Source organism: Enterococcus sp. AZ129 (assembly GCF_051714505.1).
Classification (GTDB): Bacteria; Bacillota; Bacilli; order Lactobacillales; family Enterococcaceae; genus Enterococcus; species Enterococcus faecalis.
Genome location: NZ_JBIORY010000001.1, coordinates 513,875 through 536,929 on the forward strand (window position 1 = coordinate 513,875; position 23,055 = coordinate 536,929).

Below are 23,055 nucleotides of genomic sequence, written 5' to 3' on the forward strand. Positions count from 1 at the left end.
TGTCCCATTTTTTTATATGTATTGAAAGTTCATGGGACAAAAAAATTATAAAAATGAAATAGCTCCTTTAAGGAGCTGTGATTAAATGTGGTGCGGAAGGAAACTTTTCCAGTAAACGTTTTAGGTTTAAGCTCGTAATAATGGCTTACGGTGAAAGAACGAATTACCCGTTCGCATGGTGGATTTTATTAGTAAATACCTAACTGTTAAAATGATTTATATTTTCAAAAATAGATTATTTTAATTATTTTTTCTTGACGAAATAAATGTTGTATAACAGGTTGTTCTATGATAGAAAAATATGGTTAATTTTTTTAAATTTCGTTTTATTTATTTTACTTTTTTTGTTTTTTAATATAAATAATAAAACAAATATGATAAAAGATTATCGGAACATAGATTTTACAACTGAAAAAAGAGTAGTGAAGGTAGGAATAATAGATGGTAAAATCGATAATAATCATAAAGCTTTTCAAGAAATATATTCAATAAAAGAAAAGCAATTTTCAGATATAATTTATGACGAAGATATAATTCATGGTACTTCTGTATTAGGAGTGATAGGAGCAGGTTATGGTGTGGGTATAGCAAATCCTAAATTTCTTGAGATAATTAGTGCTTCCGTTTTATCAAATGGAACAACTTCGTCAGAACAATTGAAAAATGCAATTATTTGGTGCATAAAAGAAAAAGTAGAAGTAGTTAATATTAGCTTAAGTTTCACTGTGTTTTCTGAAGAATTAGTAAAACTTATGTCAAATAGAGAAGCAAGAAAAATTTTATTTATTTTTTCTAATGGTAATTTTGAAACGAAAAAAAGAATTTTACCCGCAATGAATAATGTAATTTTTGTAGGGGCACTAGACAATTTTGGAGAAAAGTCAACTATAAATTCTACCTCCAAAGCTGATATTTATACTCAAGGGGTGAACATATTAACAACGACAGAAAAAAATAGTTTTTCAAAAATGAAAGGTACAACTTATTCAACAGCGGTCATAACAGGTCTAGTTAGTAGAAAATTACAATCTTTTAAAAATAAAAAAGATAATCAAGTCCAACTTTTGAAACAATTTATTTTTTCGGAAAGTATAACTGAATAGAAGGAGAATGAAAAATGAAAAAGATAGTTACAGCTTTGTTGATGGTTTTGTTAACGGGAACAATCAGTAATGTTTCATATGCCAGTAATTTAGACACAAAAACGGAATTAGAGAATAAAATTCAGCGAGAGCTCGAAAAAAAATCAGATCAGAATGTTTCTTTTGAGGATGTAGAAATTGATTTTCAAAAAGAAAAAATTAAGATAGAAGCAGAAGTTCAAGAAGATACTGAAATTCGTAGTGTTCAAATCGTTAGTGAATTTTCTGATGAACAAAAAAGCAATTCGGATTCCTTAGTAGTCAAAGAAATTTTAGAAGATGAAAAGACTGAATATTCAATTTATTTTGGAACTATTGAACAAAAACAACAATTAGATGATGCTATGGAAGAAGAAGAATTACTATTAAAGGATATTGAAAAAGGGGTATTTACTGAAGAAGAATTGAAAAATATAGAACTACCTACAGAAAAAATATATAATAATGAGAAGTATCATATAAATTCTGTAGAAGAACTTAAAAATGTACCTATAGTGATTACTAATCTTGTTACCAATGAGGAAAAAGAAATTCATCCTAGTGATGGAGTGGCTTCGGCTGCTTGGGCAATTCCTGTAGGGATCTATATAACTCAGCATGTTGCTTCACAGTTGTTACTAATTGGTTTTGCTGTTATTGTAGGAGGATTAATAGGATTCGCTTTGACAATAATTTCAGTTAATCCTAGATACAGAAAATATTATGATCATTATCGCGTTGTTAGGGCTGGAAAGGTAGGTTTAACTGTATTAAACGGGATGAATTTAAATACAGCAACAAATTACATGAAAGCTGGTGGAGATGTATGGTCTACATCACAGCCTTTAGCATGGAAAATTGCTTATTATGCGGGAAAACCTAAAGGTGGTAGGTTGCAACAACCTACCAAAGTAGAGCGCCATGGATCTGGAAATTTTTGGCATTATCATACGTGGAATAGAGCGGGAGGTCATTCTTTTTATGGAACAGCATCCAAATAATCAAATGATGATATTTCATGGGAATTTTGCTAATGAAATATATAATAAGGTTTTGGAATTTTCGATAGAAGTTGGTTGTAACTATTTTGAATTTTGTCTCCGACATGATATTGATTTTTTAGGAGACGGCACATATAGTTATAGTAAAAATGTAGAATATTTAATGGAAGAATTGGCATCTTTTCTTGTTCTAGAAAGCCAAACAAACAGTTGGGTTACTGGACATATTATTGCTCGAGATAAAGAAGCGCATGTTTACCGATACCACCTTAATCAAGAATCTTTAAGAATTTTATTAAAGTACTCCAATGCTATGAATAGCTGGTGTGGTCCAAATTTGCCAGAAGATTTGGTGATTTTCCAAGAGGATAAACCTTGGTTAGGGTTTATTGGACATGAAGAACAATCTTTTTGGTTTTTAAATTCAAAAGAAAAAGCTAAAATTTTAGCATTAGGACTTCCACTTTTTGATGAAGAAAAATTTATTTGATGTCTTTGAGGATTATTTGTAATTTATTGCATATTTATTTTAAGCGAAAGTGCAGTAATTATTTAAAAGAACGTATATAATAAGTTGTTAACTAAATTCAAAAGGACGTGAAGGAATGTTTTCAAACCAAGTAAAGATTATGTTATATGTGAATAATGTTGAGGAATCTAGTCAATTTTGGCAAACGTTTGGCTTTGTTGAAAAGGAAAGAGAGGAAGTTGACGGTACATTGGTGGTAGAAATTGCACCAAGTGAATCAGCAGAAACGATTATTGTTTTATATGATTTGGCCTTTATTAAAAAACATTCACCAGAAGTGGCGGGGAATACCTCTTCTTTAATGTTTGCTAGCGATGATATCATTGGTCTCTATAAAAAAATGCAAGAGGCTGGGGTTACTGTCGGTGAAATGGTTCAATTGCCAACAGGCTTAGTTTTTAATTTTGCAGATAACGATGATAATTACTTTGCTGTGATGGGGCAAGAAAGTAAATAAAAAACAGCTTGGCACCAGAATCTAGATTGATTCTGGTGCCAAGCTGTTTTTTATAAAAGTTGAAAGTTTTATAAATTTTACTAAAATCTGTAATTTTCATGAAAATATAGCGTATGATAATGCTGTTAATAGAATAGGCGGAGGTAAGCGGTATGCGTAAACGACATGCAAAGAAAAGACATGGAGGAGTGAATTGGCTTTTTATAGTATGTTTGTTGGTGGTGATTGGTGGTAGTGGTTATTTAATAAAAACGTTCTTTTTCACTAGAGATTCACAAGTTAGTCAAGAATCTAAAGTGGTCTTGGAAGAAGATCGCCGAAGTGATAATTATGCGAATTTAACGAAAGAAATAGTTGCACCAGATAGTGGCGAACTTGATCAAAAAATTCAAGAAACAAATTATATTGGTTCGGCTTTGATCATTAAAGATGATCAGGTTTTAGTAAATAAAGGATATGGCTTTGCCAATTTTGAAAAGCAACAAGCCAATACGCCAAACACAAGGTTTCAGATTGGCTCAATTCAAAAATCTTTTACCACAACCTTGATCTTAAAAGCGATTGAAGAAGGTAAACTTACATTAGATACAAAACTCGCTACGTTTTATCCGCAAATTCAAGGTGCTGAGGATATTACGATTAGCGATATGTTGAATATGACAAGCGGTTTAAAGTTATCAGCAATGCCTAATAATATCGTTACCGATGAAGAAATTATTCAATTTGTTAAACAAAATACCATTCAAGTCAATAAAGGAAAATACAATTATTCCCCAGTAAATTTTGTCCTTTTAGCAGGAATGTTAGAGAAAATGTATCAACGTACCTATCAAGAATTATTTAATAATCTTTATCACAAAACGGCTGGTTTAAAGAATTTTGGCTTCTATGAAACCTTATTGGAACAACCCAATAATTCAACAAGTTATAAATGGACAGAAGACAATTCGTATAATCAAGTGCTCTCAATTCCCGCAGCTAGTTTTGCCCATGAATTTGGGACTGGGAATGTGGATATGACGACAGGTGATTTGTATTGGTACTTACATCAATTAATGAGTGGACACTTAGTTTCCACCGCACTTTTGCAAAAATTATGGACGTCTTCACAGCAAAGTTCTTATCATGGCGGCATCTATGTTCATGATAATTATTTACGCTTACACGGCGTTGAAGCGGGTCAACAAGCCCTGGTTTTATTTTCAAAAGATATGAAAACCGGGGTCATATTGCTAACTAATTGTGTGAATCCAGCGAAATACAAAGAATTAATTGGTTCGTTGTTCCATGATGTAACCAATTTAACTGTTAAATTTTAAAGCAGAAGCAACAACGATCACTCCAAAGCCTTTTTAGGTTTCTTCTGAGAGACTTTATATTAAAATAAAGGGAAGAACGATCAAAGGGAGTGACGAAGATGAAGCAATCAAAAAATAAACAAGTTGTTATTGGTGAATCAACGAAAAAAAACATTTATCTTCAAGATATAGAACAGGAAACGCAAGCTTTTATTCTCCAAAACAATCCACAATTGACAGCTGAATCGATGATTACATTGGCGGAGTTACTTAATTATCGTTTGGATTACATGAAACAATTGGTCGCAAATGATTCTGAAAAAATCCAACAACTGAATGAATTGGTGGTTCAACATATCAAAGAAGATAAGCTGATTTCCAATAATATGAATGAAAAGATGGAAAAGAAATTAACCTTTGGCCAACGAGCAGCGGATACCATTGCTAAATTTGGCGGTAGCTGGGTGTTTATTGGCTTCTTTTGCTTCGTGTTGATTGCTTGGATCGTGATTAACTCTACCACTTTATTGGGACAACCATTTGACAAATATCCTTATATTTTGCTAAATCTCGCCTTATCTTGTTTAGCAGCTATCCAAGCACCGATTATTATGATGAGTCAAAACAGACAAGAAGCCCGTGACAGAGAACAAGCGAATAATGATTATAAAATTAACTTAAAAGCAGAAGTAGAAATTAATTTATTACATGAGAAAATGGATTATATTATCAATAATCAACTAGAAAATTTGGTAAAAATCCAAAATATTCAAATTGAACTTTTAGGTGAGTTGCAAGAACAACTCGCCGCGACTTCTGAAAAGGAGTAGTATATAGAAGAGGTCGGGACAGAACCGTTTAGCTCCGAGAACCACGTAGGTACTGTTCAACATCTATTTGCATTGCAAATAGTGTTTCTCAGCAATAAGAAGGAATTTCCGAAAATTGTCATAAAACACAACGAGGTACGAGTTGATGTTGCATGATACCTACCCGGTGCTCTTTAATTTTTGGAGACCAAGTAGGTATTGTTCATCATCGAATCACTACGTTCTTCGTGATTCTCAACACTTGGAAGGATTAAGATACGCCGAACACTTGTGTGAGAAAGTCAATTTCGGCTTATTTCCGAAGGTAGGTACGATGATTTCATCTGTTCATGCTTCACAGTGAAACATCGCAACTCTTAGAGCTGTAGCTCTTTTGAAGGCTGTACTGTGACGAGACGCATGTCGAGAAAACACCTTAGAAGTTGTTGAGATCGGAGCAACGCGTAGTGTTGGTTCTGTTCCCGCCGTTTATCAGGCTTTTTTTATTGTGTGTAAATACACAAGCAAAATAATCGCTTTCCCTTTTTTATTCACCGTATAATGGGATAGAATGACTTTATACAAAAGGGGAAAACAAGATGAAATACCAAGTATTACTTTATTACAAATATACAACAATTGAAGATCCAGAAGTTTTTGCGAAAGAGCATCTAGCTTTTTGCAAATCATTAAACTTAAAAGGCCGTATTTTAGTAGCGACAGAAGGGATTAACGGAACGTTATCTGGTACTGTCGAAGAAACAGAAAAGTACATGGAAGCAATGCAAGCAGATGAGCGCTTTAAGGATACATTCTTTAAAATTGATCCAGCAGAAGAAATGGCGTTCCGCAAAATGTTTGTTCGCCCACGTTCTGAATTAGTGGCGTTGAATTTAGAAGAAGACGTTGATCCATTAGAAACGACAGGGAAATATTTGGAACCTGCAGAATTTAAAGAAGCCTTGTTAGACGAAGACACTGTTGTAATCGATGCTCGTAACGATTATGAATATGATTTAGGCCATTTCCGTGGTGCCGTGCGCCCAGATATCCGTAGCTTCCGTGAGTTACCACAATGGATTCGCGAGAACAAAGAACAATTTATGGATAAAAAAATTGTTACCTATTGTACTGGCGGGATTCGCTGTGAAAAATTTTCTGGCTGGTTATTAAAAGAAGGATTTGAAGATGTTGCTCAATTGCATGGCGGTATCGCCAACTATGGAAAAAATCCAGAAACACGTGGCGAACTTTGGGACGGCAAAATGTATGTCTTTGATGACCGAATCAGTGTCGAAATTAATCACGTTGATAAAAAAGTTATTGGGAAAGACTGGTTTGATGGGACACCTTGCGAACGCTACATTAACTGTGCAAACCCAGAATGTAATCGTCAAATCTTAACTTCAGAAGAAAATGAACATAAACATTTAGGTGGCTGCTCATTAGAATGTAGCCAGCATCCTGCCAACCGTTATGTAAAAAAACATAATTTAACAGAAGCAGAAGTTGCTGAACGTTTAGCTTTGTTAGAAGCGGTTGAAGTATAAAAATAATAAAAAAATAAACAAAAAAACTTCGAAAATTATTTTTCGAAGTTTTTTTGTTTATTTTTTTGTCTTTAAAAGTGTTGATTTTAAAGCTTTCTTAGCTAAAACCATTTTATTTTTTAAAAGCGTCTGAAAAAAATAAAAAAATCTAATAAATATTTCTTTTATATAATGTTTATTGGCTGGGCCAGTCAATGTTGAAAATGGGGAAGGAGGAATTCAGATGAAAATCATAAAAAGGTTTAGTTTGGTATGTTTAGGGATATTGATCATTGGGTTGCAAACAAAAAGCGTTATGGCTGAAGAAAATAATTATGAATCAAATGGTCAAGCGAGCTTCTATGGTACCTACGTTTATGAGAATGAAAAAGAGTCAAATGACGTAGCGTATACCCAACAATCAGAAGAACAGGGAAGAAACAATTTAGCTGCTTCTGGACAAGCAGTTTTACCTAAAACAGGCGAGTCTGAAAATCCGCTGTATTCCTTGATAGGAGTTAGTTTGTTGGGGGTAGTCATTTATTTAATTAATAAAATGAAACGAGAGAAGGAGTTTATTTAATGAAAAAAACTGTTTTACTTACATCGGCAACCATACTTTTAGGCGTAGGGTTTCAAGCAATAAACGCATCAGCAGCAGAAACTTTTCCGAAAGAATACAATACGGAAGGCACAATTACTTTTGAAGCAGGCGATAACGAAATCACACCGCCAGTTGATCCAGAAAATCCCGATCCTACTGATCCAGTAGACCCAATTGATCCTCCAGGGCCAGGAACGGGTGGTGCCTTATCAATTGATTATGGGTCAAAATTTAAATTTGGTACACAAAAGATTTCTACGGCAGATCAAACGTATTATGCTGCGCCAGATGAAATGAAAGATGGTTCAAAAAAACCAACCTATGTACAAGTAACTGATAAAAGAGGAACGTTAGCAGGATGGAAACTAACGCTTTCCCAACCTGAACAATTTAAAACAGCTACTGGAGAGGAACTAGTCGGCGCTCAATTAACGTTTACAAAGGCAGAAGCTGCCTCAATGGTGGATGAAAAATATAAACCTACTGAAGTCAGTAGTACTATTTCCTTAACACCTGGTGTAAATAATAATCTAGCGATGAACGCTAAAAAAGAAACAGGTGTTGGGACTTGGGTTTATCGCTTTGGTTCAAATGAAGCAACAAATAAAGAAGCTGTCCAACTATTCGTTCCTGGAAAATCTGTAAAGCTTGCACAACAATATTCAACGAAGTTAGTTTGGGCATTAGAAGATACTCCCGCTAATAATTAAATAAAGGAGAAAAGCAATGAAAAAACAATTCACAGGAATCGTTCTATGCAGTACATTTGCAGTTGCTGGTTGGTCCTTGCAAGCGAAGGCAGAGGAGCCAAAAGAGTATCGTTCGAATGGTTTAGTAGAATTTATTCCGAACGTAGATCCGACAGAGCCGGTTGATCCAGAAAATCCCGATCCCGAAAAGCCAGTCAAACCAATTGATCCAACAGACCCAGAAGGTCCCAATCCTGGTACCCAAGGACCGCTGTCTATTGATTATGCTTCAAGTTTTGACTTTGGGAAAAATCGTATTTCGAATAAAGACCAAGTATATTTTGCAAGAGCACAGCAATATCAAGAAAATCAAAAAGAAACACCAAATTTTGTGCAAATTTCTGATAATAGAGGAACCAATAGTGGTTGGTCTTTAACGGTTACGCAAAAGGAGCAATTTAAAGCAACAAAGGCGACTTTAAATAGTCAGTTGACAGGCGCGCAAATTTCTTTAGCTAACCCGACTGTTAATAGTAATGCGCAAAATGTTGTGAAACCAGAGGCAACAAATAAGATTGCCCTTGTTCCAGGAACCGCATCGCTAGTGGCAGCTGCGAAGCAAGGAACTGGTGCGGGAACTTGGGCTACTTATTGGGGCAAAGTAGAAGTGGTTGCAGAACGCGATGAAACCAATACGGTACACAATGTTAATGTTACAAAAGATGTCGCGCTATCAGTACCAGGGTCAACCCCTAAAGATGCCGTGAAATATCAAACAAAATTATTGTGGACGTTGACGGATGTACCAGAAATTTAAAAAGTAGAGGTGAAGAGAGATGCGAAACAAACAAAGCCTAGTCTTTTTGGCAAGTAGTTTATTCTTACTACTCCTTGCGCCTATTACTAGCGAAGCGATTAGTAATCCTTCGACAAATATCAACGAAGTCAATCAGGAAATAGTGGAGGAATCGGCCAATGATCAGGCAACTAGCGCTCCTTCTCACTCGGAAACATTAGAGCAAGAACCTTCCCTAGAAACGACAACAACAACCGATAATCATCCAGCAGAAACAGACCAATCAACGGCTACTTTAGACCCTAGCGAACAACAAAAGGATGACGGTACCAGTGCAACAGAATCGGCGATAGTTGAACCACAGCCGCGCATGTTGGCTGCGCCATACGCTACTTCATTGCCGGATGATCCTAATATCATTCCAATCGACAAGGTGTTTCAAGAGCCAATTGGAAATGCAACAAGTATTTTAGAAGGTGGGAAGTTATTACAACTAAACCCAGCTGTTAAATCACAAAAAGGCGCTATTTGGTCAAAAAAACCAATCAGCTTATTGTCGGATTTTACCTTTAAAAGTTATTTGTATTTAGGAAACGAGTATGCAAATGCTGGTGATGGTATGACCTTTACCTTAACGAATGATCCTAGAATGTCCACAACGCCTCAAGAAGTCATTGGTTCACCTGGGATGGGAATCGGTGCATACTCCACGAAAGCTGGTCAACCTTATGTTAGAAATGCCTTATCGATTGAGTTTGATACCTATAAAAATACTGGTAGTTCCAACCGAATGGACCGAGAAATTTCACAAGATAAGGGAAATGGACATTTAGCTTTTGTCACTCCGAAAGCTAATAACAACAGCTATACAGGGGAGCATTCAGGCGTCACCGTTGCGCCAACCTATCTATCTAATGGAACCTGGCGCATGTTGACTGTTCATTGGAATGCCGCAACCAAAGCATTAACATATGATTTAGAAGGTGTGGGCACGAATACGTATGTAGTTTCAGATTTAAATGCACAATTTGGCGCAACAACGGTTTATTGGGGCTTTACATCATCCACAGGTGGTAAATACCAAGAGAATGCTTTAGCAATGACACAAATTCCTACCAACGTTACGTCACAAGCAGCCCTTAGCGTGAACGGTCAGGAGTTTAGCTCAGCTGTTGAAGCAGTGAAAAATGATCAGGTGATACTACGGAATACGTTGAATATTGACAATGACTTTATCGAAGATCGTCAACCGCAAGTAAGCATTGACTTACCTGATGAATTAGCATATGAAGAAAATTCATTAACGATTGATGGTAAAAAGGTAGCAGCCAAAGATCTGACACAAACAGGGAATCACTTAACAATTGCTTTAAATGACTACCTAGTTTTAAAGAAGGACATGATGATTGAATTAAAAACAACCCTTCAAGATAATACGCCCGAAAAAGTTTTAACTATGAACTTTGACTATTATGAAGAAGGAACCTTACTGCAAAAGTCAAATAATGTAACGATTACTATTCCTAAACCAACAGAAAAAACAGTAACCGTTTTTTATAAAGACGCGGAAGGTAAAGATATTGCTCCACCTAAAAGTGTAACAGGGAAAATTGGTGCACCCTATCAAGAAAAACCCCTAGATATTTCTGGCTATGTTTTTACAAAAGACTCAGGAAATGCGGAAGGAACAATGACAGAGGAAACAAAAGATATTTATTTTTACTATCGTTTAGGGGAACTATATTTTAAAGAGGCACCAAAACAGATTACTTTTGGTACGGAAAAGATACGTAATCAACCACTAATTAAACTTGGGCATCCCACCGAAGGACTCAAAGTCGTGGATGAACGTAACGCAAATAATTGGCGCTTGCAACTAAAGCAAACGCAACCGTTAACAAATGATTCAATTGTAATGCCAGATGTTTTTTCTTTCGTTTCAACTGCTGGAAGCTCTCAGATTACAAATGAGGCAATTACGCTTTTAGAAAGTAATCAGAAAGGTGAAACAGATTTAACAGCATTACTTGATGAATCAAAACAACAAGGAATTCAAATCAATGTTCCTGTAGCTTATCAAAGAGTTGGAACATTTAAAGCTCGTTTATCTTGGGCGTTAGAAGACGTACCAGGAAATTAAAGAAAAGAATGGAGAAAAGAAAATGAAAAAAGTAACAACAGTATGTTTATCCACATTTATTTTAGGGAGCTTAGGCATGACTTCTCAAGCCTTTGCAGAAGATGGCGGTAGTTATACATCTAATGGTATCGTAGAATTTACACCAAGTGAAGAGCCAACTAATCCGGTTGACCCAACGGATCCAACTAATCCAGTTGATCCTATTGACCCAACAAATCCTGAAGGTCCTAATCCAGGAACAAACGGTCCGTTGTCAATTGATTATGCGTCAAGTCTAGACTTCGGTGTTCAAAAAATCACGTCGAAGGATCAGACTTATTTTGCTGCTACCCAAAAATACAAGACGGTAGGCGCAACCGATGAAGTCAAAGAAGGGCCTAACTATGTCCAAGTAACAGATAACCGTGGAACCGAAGCTGGCTGGTCATTAAAAGTGAAACAAGAAGGACAATTTAAATCAACTTCTGGTAAAGAATTGACTGGGGCAGCTATCACGTTTAAAAACGGAAATGTAGTGACTGCTTCAGATTCAGGTAAACCAACAGGTCCAGCCACAATTACGTTGAATTCAGATGGTAGTCAATCAGATGTAATGAGTGCAGCGAAAGGAAACGGTGCAGGAACTTATTTATTTGATTGGGGAACAGACGCAACTACAGCTGCTAAAAGTATTGAGTTAACTGTTCCAGGTTCTACAACCAAATACGCTGAAAAATACGCCACAAAATTAACATGGACGTTGACAGACGCTCCAGGAAATTAGACGAATTTTAAAAAGAAGAATAGCGGGGAACATGGTTACCTGCTATTCACTACATATAGAAAAGGAGTAAATAATTTGAACAGAAAAAAACAACGATTTCTTTTTTTTCCGATACTACTAATTCTTTTAGCGTTAGTACCTAGCAATGGTTTTGCCAGTGAATTTAATTTTTCGGTTACGCCTATTCCATCAGAAAAACAAGTAGATAAAGAAAAAACTTACTTTGATTTATTACTAGCACCAAATGAAGAAACTGAGTTGAAAGTGAGCTTGCGCAATGATACAGATAAAGAAGTAAAGGTAAGTATTTCCATCAATAGTGCCATTACCAATTCAAATGTAATCGTGGAGTATGGTGAAAATAAGGGGAAAAAAGATCAAAGTTTAGCGTTTGATATAAAAGACTACGTTCAATACCCTAGCTCAGTTCGTTTAAAACCGAAAAGTGAACAAACGGTTTCTATTAACGTTAAAATGCCTAATACACCCTTTGATGGAGTGTTAGCTAGTGGTATCACTTTTAAAGAAGAAACGTCGGATGAAGGCAAACGCCAAGACGATAAGAGTCAGGGGTTATCCATTAAAAATGAATATTCGTATGTCGTTGCATTATTGATGCAACAAAATAAAAAAAAGGTTGAGCCGAATTTACTTTTGAAAAAAGTCTCACCAGGACAGATTAATGCTAGAAATGTGATTTTAGTCAATCTACAAAATGATCAAAAAACATATATTAACCAAGTTGCCTTTTCGGCAGAGATTACCAAAAAGGGACATGAAGAAGTTTTATATAAAGAGGAAAAAGCAAACATGCAAATTGCACCAAATACCAATTTTTCTGTTCCCATTGCGCTAAAAGGGCAACCGCTTAAGCCAGGAGATTACCATTTGTCTATGACCGTTGTTGGGAATAAAGATGCTGCAGGCTCATTTAAAAAATCAATAAACAATGAATCGATATCTTTTAGAAATCAATGGCAATTTGAAAAAGACTTTACAATTAATGGTGAAGTTGCCAAAGAATTAAATGAAAAAGATGTCACCTTAAAAGAAAATCATTCGAATTTATATTTGATGATTGGCTTACTACTTTTATTGATAGTGATTTTAATCATTGCCTGGTTGATTTGGCGAAAAAAGAAACAGGAAAAAAACGAAAGAGAAATATAAAGAGTAGTTAATTTTTGATTTGATTATCGGCAACGTTTTTGTTTGTTTTTACTTATCAAATATGCAGTTTATTCAACAAACCTAACTCAAAAAAAGAAATAATAAGAAGGAGTATTGTTAAATATCGTCTGATACCACTTTACTAGTTATATTTTTTGTTTTGTTATGTAGCTAAAGTATTTGGCAATATATGTGAGAAAAATGGATAAATACAAACATTTACTATTATGGAGTACATTGTTACTCTCGTTTTTTCAAGTAACCAATGTGCAAGCAGCAGAAGAACGGAATCCAATTTATAATCCGACCAATCCAACAGAAGAAATTTATCCGATTGAGAATACTGGCACACCAGAAAAAATGGAAGAAACAAATGAAAGTACTATTACTAGCGAAACGCAAGCGGAAGAAAGTAGCGAAGACGTTAGTAAAAAAGAAGTGACAACCAATAATCCAAAAACAAATGAAGAAAGGCCTTCTTCCAAGAAAAGTCAGCATCAAGTATTTTTCACGGATGAATTATTTGATGCTAGCCATATCACCATTGTACCAAATAGCACAGGCGGTGCTGGAACGGAGGGGCAAAACACTTTTTACTTGAATTTCATACGGGAATTAGTAGGAACGGCTATTTATGGGAGAAAGAACTGATAAATGATGAATTATGAAATTTTTTTAAATAAAGAAGATCAACGAAGTTATTCCTTGCTAAGGCATTTAGAAGAAAGTCCCACGCTATCAGGTACTTTTATTGCACTTCGCGAAGAATTATCAATGTCGAATTTTTTAGTCAAAAAAACATTAGAAAAATTAAAAGCAGATATTGACAATCTAAAGTTAAGCGACAGCTTAACTTTAGTCGTTTCTGATGTAGATGTTACACTTGAAATTGATGGAAACTATTCAAGTAAACTTTTGCTCACGAAATACTTAACAGAATCGCTCTCTTTTAAATTAGTGTTGTCTTACTTTAGAGGAAATTATAGTTTGACAAAGTTTGCTGAATGTAATCATGTCAGCACCTCTGTGGCGTATAGTACCTTACAGCGGCTAAAAAAAGCCTTAAAGGAGTATCAGATCTATTTTAGTAAGCGGGAAATTGTCGGCAATCAAAAAGCAATTTCATTTTTTTTGTATAAATTGTTCACGCTTTCCAATCAACCAATTTCCGAACTATATTCGGTAAAAGTCTATAATGAAGCGAAACGTGTATTACAGTCTGTTGAGTTAAACTATACTTTCACCACCTATGAGCGACGCAATTTTTTCCATTATTTAGCTATTATGATTAACAACGAAGGACGTGCGGTGGAAGGGATCGATACGCGTGCACTGAATACATTTTCAGAGGAACTAATAAAAAAATCGCAAGTGGCATGGGCATTGGCTTCAAAATCATTAACGTATACGATTGTTTTTTTCTTGTATTTGCATGGCAAACTAGAGAAAAAATATGTCATTCACGAAGATCCTACGATTGAAAGCCTAACTCGTGTTTTCATTGGAAGTTTTGAAAAAGCATTTAATTGTTTAGAGGAGTCAACAAGGAATACTCTAGAAGAAGGGTTAGCAATTATTCATTTCAATGTTATTTACTTTCCGATTAATATGTTTGACGATTTTGAAATGGATTTACAGTTTTTTAAGCAAACATATCCGGAATTTTATTTTTATTTAATTGAATATATTCGTTGGTTAACAGCAAAACATAAAAAAATTGCGAAAGCCAATCACTGTTTGTTTTTTAACTATCTATTGTTGCTAATTAATCATGTTCCGGTTCATTTAATTGCAGAGCCAGCCAAGGTCCTAATTGATTTTTCTTATGGAAAAGAGTATAACCAATTCATCAAAAAAAATTTATCCGTCTATGTGAATTTAAATGTAGAAATTATTGACCCGTTATCAGATACCTTACCAGATGTGGTGATTACCAATTTAAATAACTTGTATCAAGAAGAAAAGAGTAAAGTTATGGTTTGGCTGGATCCACCTCGTTCGATTGATTGGGTCAATTTAACGCAATCATTATTGACTATTCAAGAAGAAAAATATCAACATCAAAAAGAATCGACAAAGACAAGCGGTGATCCTATCGAATAGAATCATCGCTTGTCTTTGTGTTTACGTCTTTACAAAACCACCCAAGTGTTTTATAATATGAATATACATTCATATGAATAGAAAAACATTAATGAGGAGGCGCATAACAATGTCAAAACAAACAGGTGTACACACACATGAAGAAAAAGGTAAAAACGTTCCAGTTATTCTCTTTTTTACAGGATTGGCTCTTTTCTTTATCGGTTTATTTTTAGGGAACATGCTCTTAGTGAAAAATATTCTTTTCTCGTTAGCTGCTATTTTAGCTGGTTATCATATTATTGGGGAAGGCTTTGGAGATACGTATCGGGATACGAAAAACAATCGAAAGTTTTCGCCTAATATTCATTTGTTAATGACCTTAGCTGCAGTTGGTTCAGCATTAATGGGAAGTTTTGAAGAATCAGCATTGTTGATTTTGATTTTTGCGGCGGCGCATTTCCTTGAAGATTATGCCCAAGGCAAAAGCCAACGTGAAATTACAAAACTATTAAATTTAAATCCAACAGAAGCTCGCCTGATAACAGATGACGGCTCAATTCAAACTGTGTCAGTTGAACAATTGAAGATTGGCGACCGCGTGCAAGTCCTCAATGGTGCGCAAATCCCGACAGATGGCGTCGTGATTGAAGGAAGTACCGCTGTGGATGAATCATCTATTAATGGGGAAAGTATTCCCAAAGAAAAAAATAGCGGGGACCCAGTTTTTGGTAGTACCATGAACGGTTCAGGCACAATTGTTGTTGAAGTAACGAAAGATAGTTCAGAAACAGTTTTTGCAAAAATCGTACAGCTCGTGAACCAATCACAAGAAAATCAATCAGAAATTGCAAGCAAAATTAAACGATTTGAACCAAAATATGTCACACTAGTTTTAGCAGTTTTTCCACTAATTGTTTTAGGTGGCGCATTACTTTTCCAATTGACTTGGGCTGAAAGTTTTTACAGAGGCTTGGTCTTCTTAATTGCTGCCTCACCTTGTGCTTTAGCAGCGAGTGCCGTTCCGGCAACTTTATCGGGAATTTCCAATTTAGCGAAACAAGGCGTGTTGTTTAAAGGTGGCTCATTCTTATCAAATTTAGCTGAAGTGAAAGCACTCGCTTTTGATAAAACAGGAACGCTAACAAAAGGCAAACCTGAGGTCACAGATTATCTTTTTGTTGATGGCTTAGAAGATCGCCAAGAAGAATTAGTAGCTGTTTTAACAAATATGGAGAAAAAATCCAATCATCCATTGGCGACGGCGATTGTTAATCGCTTTGAAGCAGAAACAACGGCTTTAAATTTAGAAGTAGAAAATATTGTCGGGGTGGGATTAGTATCGACCATTGCAGACACAACTTTTAGAATTGGTAAACCATCTAGTTTCGAACAAGTGCCAACAATCATTGAGAAACAAACAACGAAATTAGCAAGTGAAGGCAAAACGGTAGTGTACTTTGCCGAAAATGAACAAGTGATTGGTTTGGTGGCATTGATGGATGTTCCTAATGAAGAAGCAATGAACGCCATTCACTATTTCAAGTCACAAAATATTGAAACAACAATGATTACAGGAGATGCAAAACTTACGGGTGAAGCAGTTGGTCGCTTAGTAGGCGTGGACCAAGTTTTTGCTAATATTTTACCTGAGGAAAAATCAGCGATTGTTGATCAATTAAAACGCGAAGTAGGAATGACAGGGATGGTTGGTGATGGCATTAACGATGCGCCCGCTTTAGTGAATGCTGACATCGGAGTGGCGATGGGGGATGGTACAGACATTGCTATCGATGTTGCAGACGTGGTAGTGATGAAAAATGATCTTTCTAAATTAGGCTATGCTCACCGTGTCTCAAAACGCTTGAATAAAATTGTGCAGCAAAATATTATTTTTTCAATGTTAGTGGTAGCAACGTTAATTATCTTGAACTTTTTAGGTATTGCGAATATCGCATTTAGCGTACTTATTCATGAAGGAAGTACCTTAGTGGTCATTTTTAATGGCTTGCGTTTATTAGTTAATACAAAATAAGTCAAATAGTCACTTGCAAGAAAGGAGAGAAAGCGATGAATTCTTTAAAAATGATTGAACTTTCTCTCACCGACGTTGTCATTCGGATGGCTCTAGCCGTGGTTTTTGGAGCTTTGATTGGGTTAGAAAGAAGTATTAAAAGAAAAGGCTTCGGTATCAGTAGTAATGCCATTTTATGTTTGGCCTCCTGTACGATTTCCATTTTACAGATTCAATCGGTGGATATTTTAGTCGATGTGGTGAAACAAAATAGCGCCTTGGCGTCCATTATTTCTATGGATATTACACGATATGGCGCCCAAGTGATTAGTGGGGTAGGCTTTCTCGGTGCGGGGATTATCGTTTTTAGAGAAAGGAAAGTCTCTGGGTTAACGACAGCAGTAATGATGTGGAATGTTACTATTATTGGTTTAGTCATTGGGATGGGCTTTTTAACCATTGCGTTTATCAATCTCGTGGCGACTTTGCTAGTATTAGCTCTGGCCCATTTTAAACGAAAAACTCCTTTAAAAAGATTGCAGCTTATCGTAAAAATGAAGGAACCTATGATTAAAGAAAGCCGACTGCATGAACAACTTCAAGCTTCTTTAGAAAAAGGGGAGCGCTTAGTAGAATTGACTTTGGAATCCGAACAAGAGGCAGTGACAGCAAAGATTTCTTATGTAGGCAAAGAAGATTTCTGGCATTCCAACTTGCACCATCTCTTGAAAGAAAAAGGGCACGTTCAATCTGTCTCTGTTACGGAAACAATTTAACCATAAAATAAAGCACTTGGGCGCTAGCGCGCGCCAAGTGCTTTTGTTTAAATATTTAATACTTTATCTAAGAAATCTTTTGTTCGAGGGTTTTGAGGATTTTCAAAGACTTGCTCTGGCGAACCATCTTCTAGGAAGTTACCGCCATCAATGAACATTACTCGATTAGCCACTTCTTTTGCAAAGCCCATTTCGTGAGTAACGATGACCATTGTCATTCCTTGTTTTGCTAAATCTTTCATTACACCAAGAACATCGCCAACCATTTCTGGATCAAGGGCTGATGTTGGCTCATCGAAAAGCATGATATCAGGATTCATCGCTAACGCACGTGCAATTGCGACACGTTGTTTTTGACCACCAGATAAAGAATCTGGATAGGCATCTTTTTTATCTGCCAACCCAACACGTTCTAAAAGTTCTAACGCTTTTTTCTCCGCTTCGTCTTTTGATAAGCGACCTAAATCGGTTGGTGCTAAAACAATATTTTCTAAAATAGATAAATGTGGAAACAAATTGAAATGTTGGAAAACCATGCCGATATGTTGACGGACTTGGTTGATGTCCGTATTTTTATCTGTCAAGTTCGCACCATCAATAATAATGTCTCCGCTAGAAGCTTCTTCTAATTGATTCAAGCAACGTAAAAAAGTACTTTTACCAGAACCAGAAGGACCGATGACGCAGACTACGTCGCCTTCGTTAATAGAAACATTAATGTCGTTTAAGACCGTGTTGTCACCATATTTTTTTACTAAATGTTCAACTAAGATTTTTTCAGTCATATTAGTTCACCTTCTTTTCAAGGTTTTTCGCTAATTTAGTTAAGCTAGTAATTAAAATTAAGTAGATTAACGCAATAACGAAGTAAACCATTGTACTTTGTAATGTCCGAGCAACAATAATTTTTCCTGTTTGTAGTAGTTCGATTAAGCCAATTGCTGAAAGGATAGTTGTATCTTTCAATGAAATAACAAATTGGTTAATGAATGAAGGAATCATAATGCGAATCGCTTGTGGTAAAATAATTTTTTGCATTGTCCGATTATAGGAAAGACCTAAACTTCTTGAAGCTTCCATTTGGCCAACTGGAACAGCTTTGATTCCGCCGCGCACAATTTCAGAAATATAGGCACTGGCATTTAAAGTTAATGTGATAATCCCAGCAATGAAGACCGGGATATTAAAGCCCAGCACACCAGGTAATCCGAAATAGATGAAGAACGCTAAGACCATTAAAGGAATTCCGCGAATTAAATCAACATAAATGGTTGAAAGTACACGTAATGCTTTGATTGGTGAAACGCTGAATAGCCCAAAAATAACGCCGACAATTAAAGCAAGTACGAAGGAAATCAACGTTAATAGAATCGTCATCCATAAACCGTGTAACAATTGTTTCCAGTTGTTTTGCATGAAGCCAACAAACGTAGATTCGTCAGCTGTTTCTTCTTTGGCTTCGTTGCCATCTTTCACGTAAGTGCCGATAATTTTATCGTATTCACCTGTACGTTTCATTTCTTTTAAGCCTTCGTTAAACATTTCAAGTAGTTCAGGATTTTGCCCTTTTTTGACAGCAAAACCGTAAGAACCACCTTTTTCACGAGGAATTGGTGTCGCTAGTGGTTGATTTTGTGCAACCCCATAGCCAATGACAGGATAATCATCCATCATGGCATCAACTTCGCCAATTTCTAACGCACTGTATAATGCATCAGTTGTGTCTAAATACTTAATTGAGTAATCATATTTCTTTTTATTTTTTTCTAAGAAATCAGCACTTTCAGTACCAATTTTTACGCCGACTTTTTTGCCTTTTAAATCATCATACGATTTAATTTTGTCATTGCCTTTTTTGACCGCAATTTGAATACCGCTATCAAAGTAAGGAACAGAGAAGTCGAAGGCTTTTTTACGATCATCCGTAATCGTCATGCCTGCAACCATCCCATCTGCTTGACCAGATTCAACAGCTTGGACAGCAGAACTAAAACCAATAAATTTAAATTCAACAGTAAAACCTTGCAATTCAGCTGCACGTTTGACTAAATCTACATCAATTCCGACATAATCGCCTTGGGCATTTTGAAACTCAAACGGAGCAAATGTAGAATCACTAGCAATCACATATTTCTCTTTTTTAGGAGTGATTTTTTTCATCTGTTCGCCAGCGTCTTGTGTGTTTGTTTCATCGCCTGTCGCTAAGTAGTTGTTTAAAATTTTATCATAAGTACCATTGTCTTTAAGATTTTTCAAACCAGCGTTGAACTTTTTGATTAATTCAGGGTTTTGACCTTTTTTCACTGCGAAACCATAAGAACTGCCTGTTTCTTTATCGCCAACTAATTGCAATTTTTGGCCATTTTTCACTGCGTAGCCCAATACAGGATAATCATCAACGATTGCATCCGCTTCGCCGTTTTCTAAGGCTTTATAAAGACCCGTTGCATCGTCAAAATTTTTGATGGTATAGTCATATTTCTCTTTATTTTTTTCAAGGAAATTGGCACTTTCAGTTCCAACTTTAGCCGCAACCGTTTTGCCTTTTAAATCATCATATGATTTAATTTTGTCGTTTCCTTTTTTAACCGCTAATTGTAAACCGCTATCGAAGTATGGATCTGAAAAATCAAAGGATTTTTTTCGCTCATCCGTAATACTCATTCCAGCAATCATGCCATCAATTTGTTTAGATTGAATCGCTTGGACTGCACTATCGAAGCCTAATGGTTTTAAATCCACTTCAAAACCTTGATCTTTGGCAATCGCATCTAATAAATCAACGTCAATACCAATGTATTTTCCTTTTGAGTCTTGGAATTCAAAAGGGGCGAATGTTAAATCCGTTCCGATTGTATATTTCTTTCCTTCTGCATGTGCTGAAGTGCCACTAATGAATGTTAGCAGAGTTACCATCATCACAAAGAAAGAAAGTAAAAAGTGTTTCCTTTTCATAAAATACCTCCTAGTTTTGCATATTGAACAATTATATAGTAAGAAATAGGAAGCTGACAAGTATTTGAACGCTAAAAAGAGAAAAAAACTCTAATTTCCTTACATTGCATGTTATAAAATGTGACATAGAAATTAAGAACAAAAGATTAAAATCAGTTGAAGTCCGAAACAGCAAAAGTGGCGAAAATATGTTCGGTATGTTAAACTAATAAGTGGACATTCTGCCAGAATGGGCCGATAATTTAAGAGAAATTAGACACTTTGAGGGGGAGTTATAAATGATCGAAAGAGAAACTTCCAATACCTTTCATTTGGCTTCTAAATATGAGCCTGCCGGAGATCAGCCAGCCGCTATTGCTGAACTAGTTGACGGTGTCAAAGGTGGAGAAAAAGCTCAAATTTTACTTGGAGCGACCGGAACAGGTAAAACATTTACAATCTCTAATGTGATTCAAGAAGTGAACAAACCAACATTAGTGATTGCACATAATAAAACACTAGCTGGACAATTATACGGGGAATTTAAAGAATTTTTCCCAGATAATGCGGTCGAGTATTTTGTCAGTTACTATGATTATTATCAACCAGAAGCATATGTACCCTCAAGTGATACATATATTGAAAAAGATTCCAGTATTAATGATGAAATTGATAAACTACGCCATTCAGCGACAAGTTCTTTATTGGAACGAAACGATGTCATCGTGGTAGCATCAGTTTCTTGTATTTTTGGTTTAGGGGATCCGCGGGAATACAGTCAACAAGTTGTTTCATTACGTGTGGGAATGGAAATGGATCGTAATGAGTTACTAAAAAGCTTAGTCGATATTCAATTCGAACGAAATGATATTGATTTTCAACGGGGGCGTTTTCGTGTCCGCGGTGATGTGGTTGAGATATTCCCAGCTTCACGGGATGAGCATGCGCTACGTGTTGAATTTTTCGGAGACGAAATTGATCGAATTCGTGAAGTAGATGCGTTAACTGGTGAAATTGTCGGCGAAACAGAGCATGTCGCTATTTTTCCAGCAACACACTTTGTGACGAACGAAGAACATATGGAACACGCCATTTCGCAGATCCAAGAAGAATTAGAGGCACGTTTGAAAGTGCTTCGCAGTGAAAACAAATTATTGGAAGCCCAACGTTTGGAACAGCGAACCAACTATGATATTGAGATGATGAGAGAGATGGGCTATACGTCAGGGATTGAGAATTACTCTCGACATATGGATGGTCGCCAAGAAGGAGAGCCGCCATATACGCTGTTGGACTTTTTCCCAGATGACTTCTTACTTGTAATCGATGAGTCTCATGTAACAATGCCGCAAATTAGAGGAATGTATAATGGCGACCGAGCACGGAAACAAATGTTAGTGGACTATGGTTTCCGTTTACCAAGTGCACTTGATAACCGACCGCTTCGTTTAGAAGAATTTGAACAACATGTAAACCAAATTGTTTATGTATCGGCAACACCAGGCCCTTATGAAATGGAACAAACAGAGACTGTTGTTCAACAAATCATTCGACCAACAGGTTTACTAGATCCAGAAGTAGAAATCCGCCCAATTATGGGTCAAATTGATGACTTGGTGGGCGAAATTCATGAACGGATCGAAAAAGATCAGCGGGTGTTTGTCACAACCTTAACGAAGAAAATGGCCGAAGATTTAACCGACTATTTCAAAGAATTAGGCTTAAAAGTTAAATATTTGCATAGTGATATAAAAACACTGGAAAGAACGGAGATTATTCGCGATTTACGATTAGGCGAATTTGATATTCTAATAGGTATTAACTTATTACGTGAAGGAATCGATGTGCCAGAAGTTTCCTTAATTGCGATTCTAGATGCGGATAAAGAAGGCTTCTTACGTAGTGAACGCTCGTTAGTGCAAACGATGGGACGGGCTGCCCGGAACGCTGAAGGAAAAGTCATTATGTATGCAGATAAAATCACCGATTCGATGCAACGAGCGATGGATGAAACAGCGCGACGTCGGGCAATCCAAGAAGCATATAATGAAGAACATGGTATTGAACCAAAAACAATTATTAAAGAAATTCGTGATTTGATTTCTATTTCCAAAACAGCTGATAAAGATGAAACAGTGGTTCAATTGGATAAATCATATGAAGATTTATCAAGACAAGAAAAAGCTGATTTATTAATGAAACTTGAAAGAGAAATGAAAGATGCAGCCAAAGCATTAGACTTCGAAACTGCAGCCACATTACGAGATACCATTCTTGAATTGAAAGCTGCCAAATAAGTCAACCAACGGATTAAGTAAAAGATACGATGAACCATCGTATCTT

General features: G+C 36.0%; 20 protein-coding genes. 18 read left to right on the plus strand and 2 right to left on the minus strand.

The annotated features are described in order from the left end of the window. Window positions 1-422: 422 nt before the first annotated feature. From IGJ90_RS02565 to IGJ90_RS02645, 17 genes are all read left to right on the plus strand, one after another. A complete protein-coding gene (locus IGJ90_RS02565; protein WP_229233457.1) occupies window positions 423-1,103 on the plus strand; it encodes a S8 family peptidase in 681 nt (226 codons plus the stop codon). 14 nt (window positions 1,104-1,117) lie between these two features. Then, window positions 1,118-2,122, plus strand: coding sequence for a hypothetical protein (locus IGJ90_RS02570; RefSeq protein ID WP_002363192.1), 1,005 nt, complete (start codon window positions 1,118-1,120; stop codon window positions 2,120-2,122). Next, a complete protein-coding gene (locus tag IGJ90_RS02575) occupies window positions 2,103-2,612 on the plus strand; it encodes a hypothetical protein (RefSeq protein ID WP_438767519.1) in 510 nt (169 codons plus the stop codon). Before IGJ90_RS02570 ends, IGJ90_RS02575 begins: the two co-directional genes overlap by 20 nt. Before the next feature lie 115 nt (window positions 2,613-2,727). Next, window positions 2,728-3,108: a VOC family protein gene (locus tag IGJ90_RS02580; RefSeq protein WP_438767522.1), complete on the plus strand. Its 381-nt coding sequence runs from the start codon at window positions 2,728-2,730 to the stop codon at window positions 3,106-3,108. A gap of 152 nt (window positions 3,109-3,260) precedes the next feature. Continuing rightward, on the plus strand, window positions 3,261-4,427 hold the full coding sequence (locus tag IGJ90_RS02585) for a serine hydrolase domain-containing protein (protein WP_002355600.1): 1,167 nt from the start codon (window positions 3,261-3,263) through the stop codon (window positions 4,425-4,427). Window positions 4,428-4,525: 98 nt separating this feature from the next. Then, window positions 4,526-5,236, plus strand: a complete 711-nt coding sequence (locus IGJ90_RS02590) for a DUF1003 domain-containing protein (protein ID WP_002355601.1) — start codon at window positions 4,526-4,528, stop codon at window positions 5,234-5,236. A 578-nt stretch (window positions 5,237-5,814) separates the two neighbouring features. Continuing rightward, the gene (gene trhO, locus IGJ90_RS02595; protein ID WP_002366190.1) at window positions 5,815-6,765 is read left to right on the plus strand and encodes an oxygen-dependent tRNA uridine(34) hydroxylase TrhO; all 951 of its coding nucleotides are present in this window, start codon (window positions 5,815-5,817) and stop codon (window positions 6,763-6,765) included. Window positions 6,766-6,943: 178 nt separating this feature from the next. After that, window positions 6,944-7,327 (plus strand): LPXTG cell wall anchor domain-containing protein, encoded by a 384-nt coding sequence (locus IGJ90_RS02600; protein WP_002366191.1) that lies wholly within the window; start codon window positions 6,944-6,946, stop codon window positions 7,325-7,327. Further along, on the plus strand, window positions 7,327-8,058 hold the full coding sequence (locus IGJ90_RS02605) for a WxL domain-containing protein (RefSeq protein WP_002361269.1): 732 nt from the start codon (window positions 7,327-7,329) through the stop codon (window positions 8,056-8,058). Before IGJ90_RS02600 ends, IGJ90_RS02605 begins: the two co-directional genes overlap by 1 nt. A gap of 16 nt (window positions 8,059-8,074) precedes the next feature. Continuing rightward, complete coding sequence (locus IGJ90_RS02610; protein ID WP_174120889.1) at window positions 8,075-8,854, plus strand: WxL domain-containing protein; 780 nt, start codon at window positions 8,075-8,077, stop codon at window positions 8,852-8,854. Between the two features lie 19 nt (window positions 8,855-8,873). Further along, window positions 8,874-10,973: a lectin-like domain-containing protein gene (locus IGJ90_RS02615; protein ID WP_438767527.1), complete on the plus strand. Its 2,100-nt coding sequence runs from the start codon at window positions 8,874-8,876 to the stop codon at window positions 10,971-10,973. 22 nt (window positions 10,974-10,995) lie between these two features. Further along, window positions 10,996-11,736: a WxL domain-containing protein gene (locus IGJ90_RS02620; protein ID WP_002373425.1), complete on the plus strand. Its 741-nt coding sequence runs from the start codon at window positions 10,996-10,998 to the stop codon at window positions 11,734-11,736. Window positions 11,737-11,811: 75 nt separating this feature from the next. Continuing rightward, the gene (locus IGJ90_RS02625) at window positions 11,812-12,906 is read left to right on the plus strand and encodes a DUF916 and DUF3324 domain-containing protein (protein ID WP_002366195.1); all 1,095 of its coding nucleotides are present in this window, start codon (window positions 11,812-11,814) and stop codon (window positions 12,904-12,906) included. Window positions 12,907-13,107: 201 nt separating this feature from the next. Continuing rightward, window positions 13,108-13,557: a hypothetical protein gene (locus IGJ90_RS02630; protein ID WP_002381257.1), complete on the plus strand. Its 450-nt coding sequence runs from the start codon at window positions 13,108-13,110 to the stop codon at window positions 13,555-13,557. 3 nt (window positions 13,558-13,560) lie between these two features. After that, window positions 13,561-15,009, plus strand: a complete 1,449-nt coding sequence (locus IGJ90_RS02635) for a helix-turn-helix domain-containing protein (protein WP_002407356.1) — start codon at window positions 13,561-13,563, stop codon at window positions 15,007-15,009. 109 nt (window positions 15,010-15,118) lie between these two features. After that, complete coding sequence (locus IGJ90_RS02640; RefSeq protein WP_025186549.1) at window positions 15,119-17,023, plus strand: heavy metal translocating P-type ATPase; 1,905 nt, start codon at window positions 15,119-15,121, stop codon at window positions 17,021-17,023. Window positions 17,024-17,058: 35 nt separating this feature from the next. Continuing rightward, window positions 17,059-17,778 carry an MgtC/SapB family protein gene (locus tag IGJ90_RS02645; RefSeq protein WP_002361276.1) on the plus strand — a complete coding sequence of 240 codons (720 nt, stop codon included), beginning with the start codon at window positions 17,059-17,061 and terminating at the stop codon, window positions 17,776-17,778. 47 nt (window positions 17,779-17,825) lie between these two features. On the opposite strand, the gene IGJ90_RS02650 is transcribed toward IGJ90_RS02645, so the two are convergent. Together IGJ90_RS02650 and IGJ90_RS02655 are read right to left on the minus strand one after the other, a co-directional pair. Further along, the gene (locus tag IGJ90_RS02650; protein ID WP_002355616.1) at window positions 17,826-18,563 is read right to left on the minus strand and encodes an amino acid ABC transporter ATP-binding protein; all 738 of its coding nucleotides are present in this window, start codon (window positions 18,561-18,563) and stop codon (window positions 17,826-17,828) included. A gap of 1 nt (window position 18,564) precedes the next feature. Next, on the minus strand, window positions 18,565-20,733 hold the full coding sequence (locus tag IGJ90_RS02655; protein ID WP_002355617.1) for an amino acid ABC transporter substrate-binding protein/permease: 2,169 nt from the start codon (window positions 20,731-20,733) through the stop codon (window positions 18,565-18,567). A 278-nt stretch (window positions 20,734-21,011) separates the two neighbouring features. Between IGJ90_RS02655 and uvrB the strand changes: the two genes are divergently transcribed. Further along, complete coding sequence (uvrB, locus tag IGJ90_RS02660) at window positions 21,012-23,009, plus strand: excinuclease ABC subunit UvrB (protein WP_002355618.1); 1,998 nt, start codon at window positions 21,012-21,014, stop codon at window positions 23,007-23,009. Window positions 23,010-23,055 lie beyond the last annotated feature (46 nt).

Bases quoted from the DNA above. Each gene is read 5' to 3' on its own strand.
- IGJ90_RS02590 (WP_002355601.1), top strand. From the start codon at position 4,526: ATGAAGCAATCAAAAAATAAACAAGTTGTTATTGGTGAATCAACGAAA.
- IGJ90_RS02650 (WP_002355616.1), bottom strand. From the start codon at position 18,563: ATGACTGAAAAAATCTTAGTTGAACATTTAGTAAAAAAATATGGTGAC.
- IGJ90_RS02640 (WP_025186549.1), top strand. From the start codon at position 15,119: ATGTCAAAACAAACAGGTGTACACACACATGAAGAAAAAGGTAAAAAC.
- IGJ90_RS02605 (WP_002361269.1), top strand. From the start codon at position 7,327: ATGAAAAAAACTGTTTTACTTACATCGGCAACCATACTTTTAGGCGTA.
- IGJ90_RS02615 (WP_438767527.1), top strand. From the start codon at position 8,874: ATGCGAAACAAACAAAGCCTAGTCTTTTTGGCAAGTAGTTTATTCTTA.
- IGJ90_RS02645 (WP_002361276.1), top strand. From the start codon at position 17,059: ATGAATTCTTTAAAAATGATTGAACTTTCTCTCACCGACGTTGTCATT.
- IGJ90_RS02610 (WP_174120889.1), top strand. From the start codon at position 8,075: ATGAAAAAACAATTCACAGGAATCGTTCTATGCAGTACATTTGCAGTT.
- IGJ90_RS02620 (WP_002373425.1), top strand. From the start codon at position 10,996: ATGAAAAAAGTAACAACAGTATGTTTATCCACATTTATTTTAGGGAGC.
- uvrB (WP_002355618.1), top strand. From the start codon at position 21,012: ATGATCGAAAGAGAAACTTCCAATACCTTTCATTTGGCTTCTAAATAT.
- IGJ90_RS02580 (WP_438767522.1), top strand. From the start codon at position 2,728: ATGTTTTCAAACCAAGTAAAGATTATGTTATATGTGAATAATGTTGAG.
- IGJ90_RS02585 (WP_002355600.1), top strand. From the start codon at position 3,261: ATGCGTAAACGACATGCAAAGAAAAGACATGGAGGAGTGAATTGGCTT.
- trhO (WP_002366190.1), top strand. From the start codon at position 5,815: ATGAAATACCAAGTATTACTTTATTACAAATATACAACAATTGAAGAT.
- IGJ90_RS02635 (WP_002407356.1), top strand. From the start codon at position 13,561: ATGATGAATTATGAAATTTTTTTAAATAAAGAAGATCAACGAAGTTAT.
- IGJ90_RS02655 (WP_002355617.1), bottom strand. From the start codon at position 20,733: ATGAAAAGGAAACACTTTTTACTTTCTTTCTTTGTGATGATGGTAACT.
- IGJ90_RS02570 (WP_002363192.1), top strand. From the start codon at position 1,118: ATGAAAAAGATAGTTACAGCTTTGTTGATGGTTTTGTTAACGGGAACA.
- IGJ90_RS02575 (WP_438767519.1), top strand. From the start codon at position 2,103: ATGGAACAGCATCCAAATAATCAAATGATGATATTTCATGGGAATTTT.
- IGJ90_RS02630 (WP_002381257.1), top strand. From the start codon at position 13,108: ATGGATAAATACAAACATTTACTATTATGGAGTACATTGTTACTCTCG.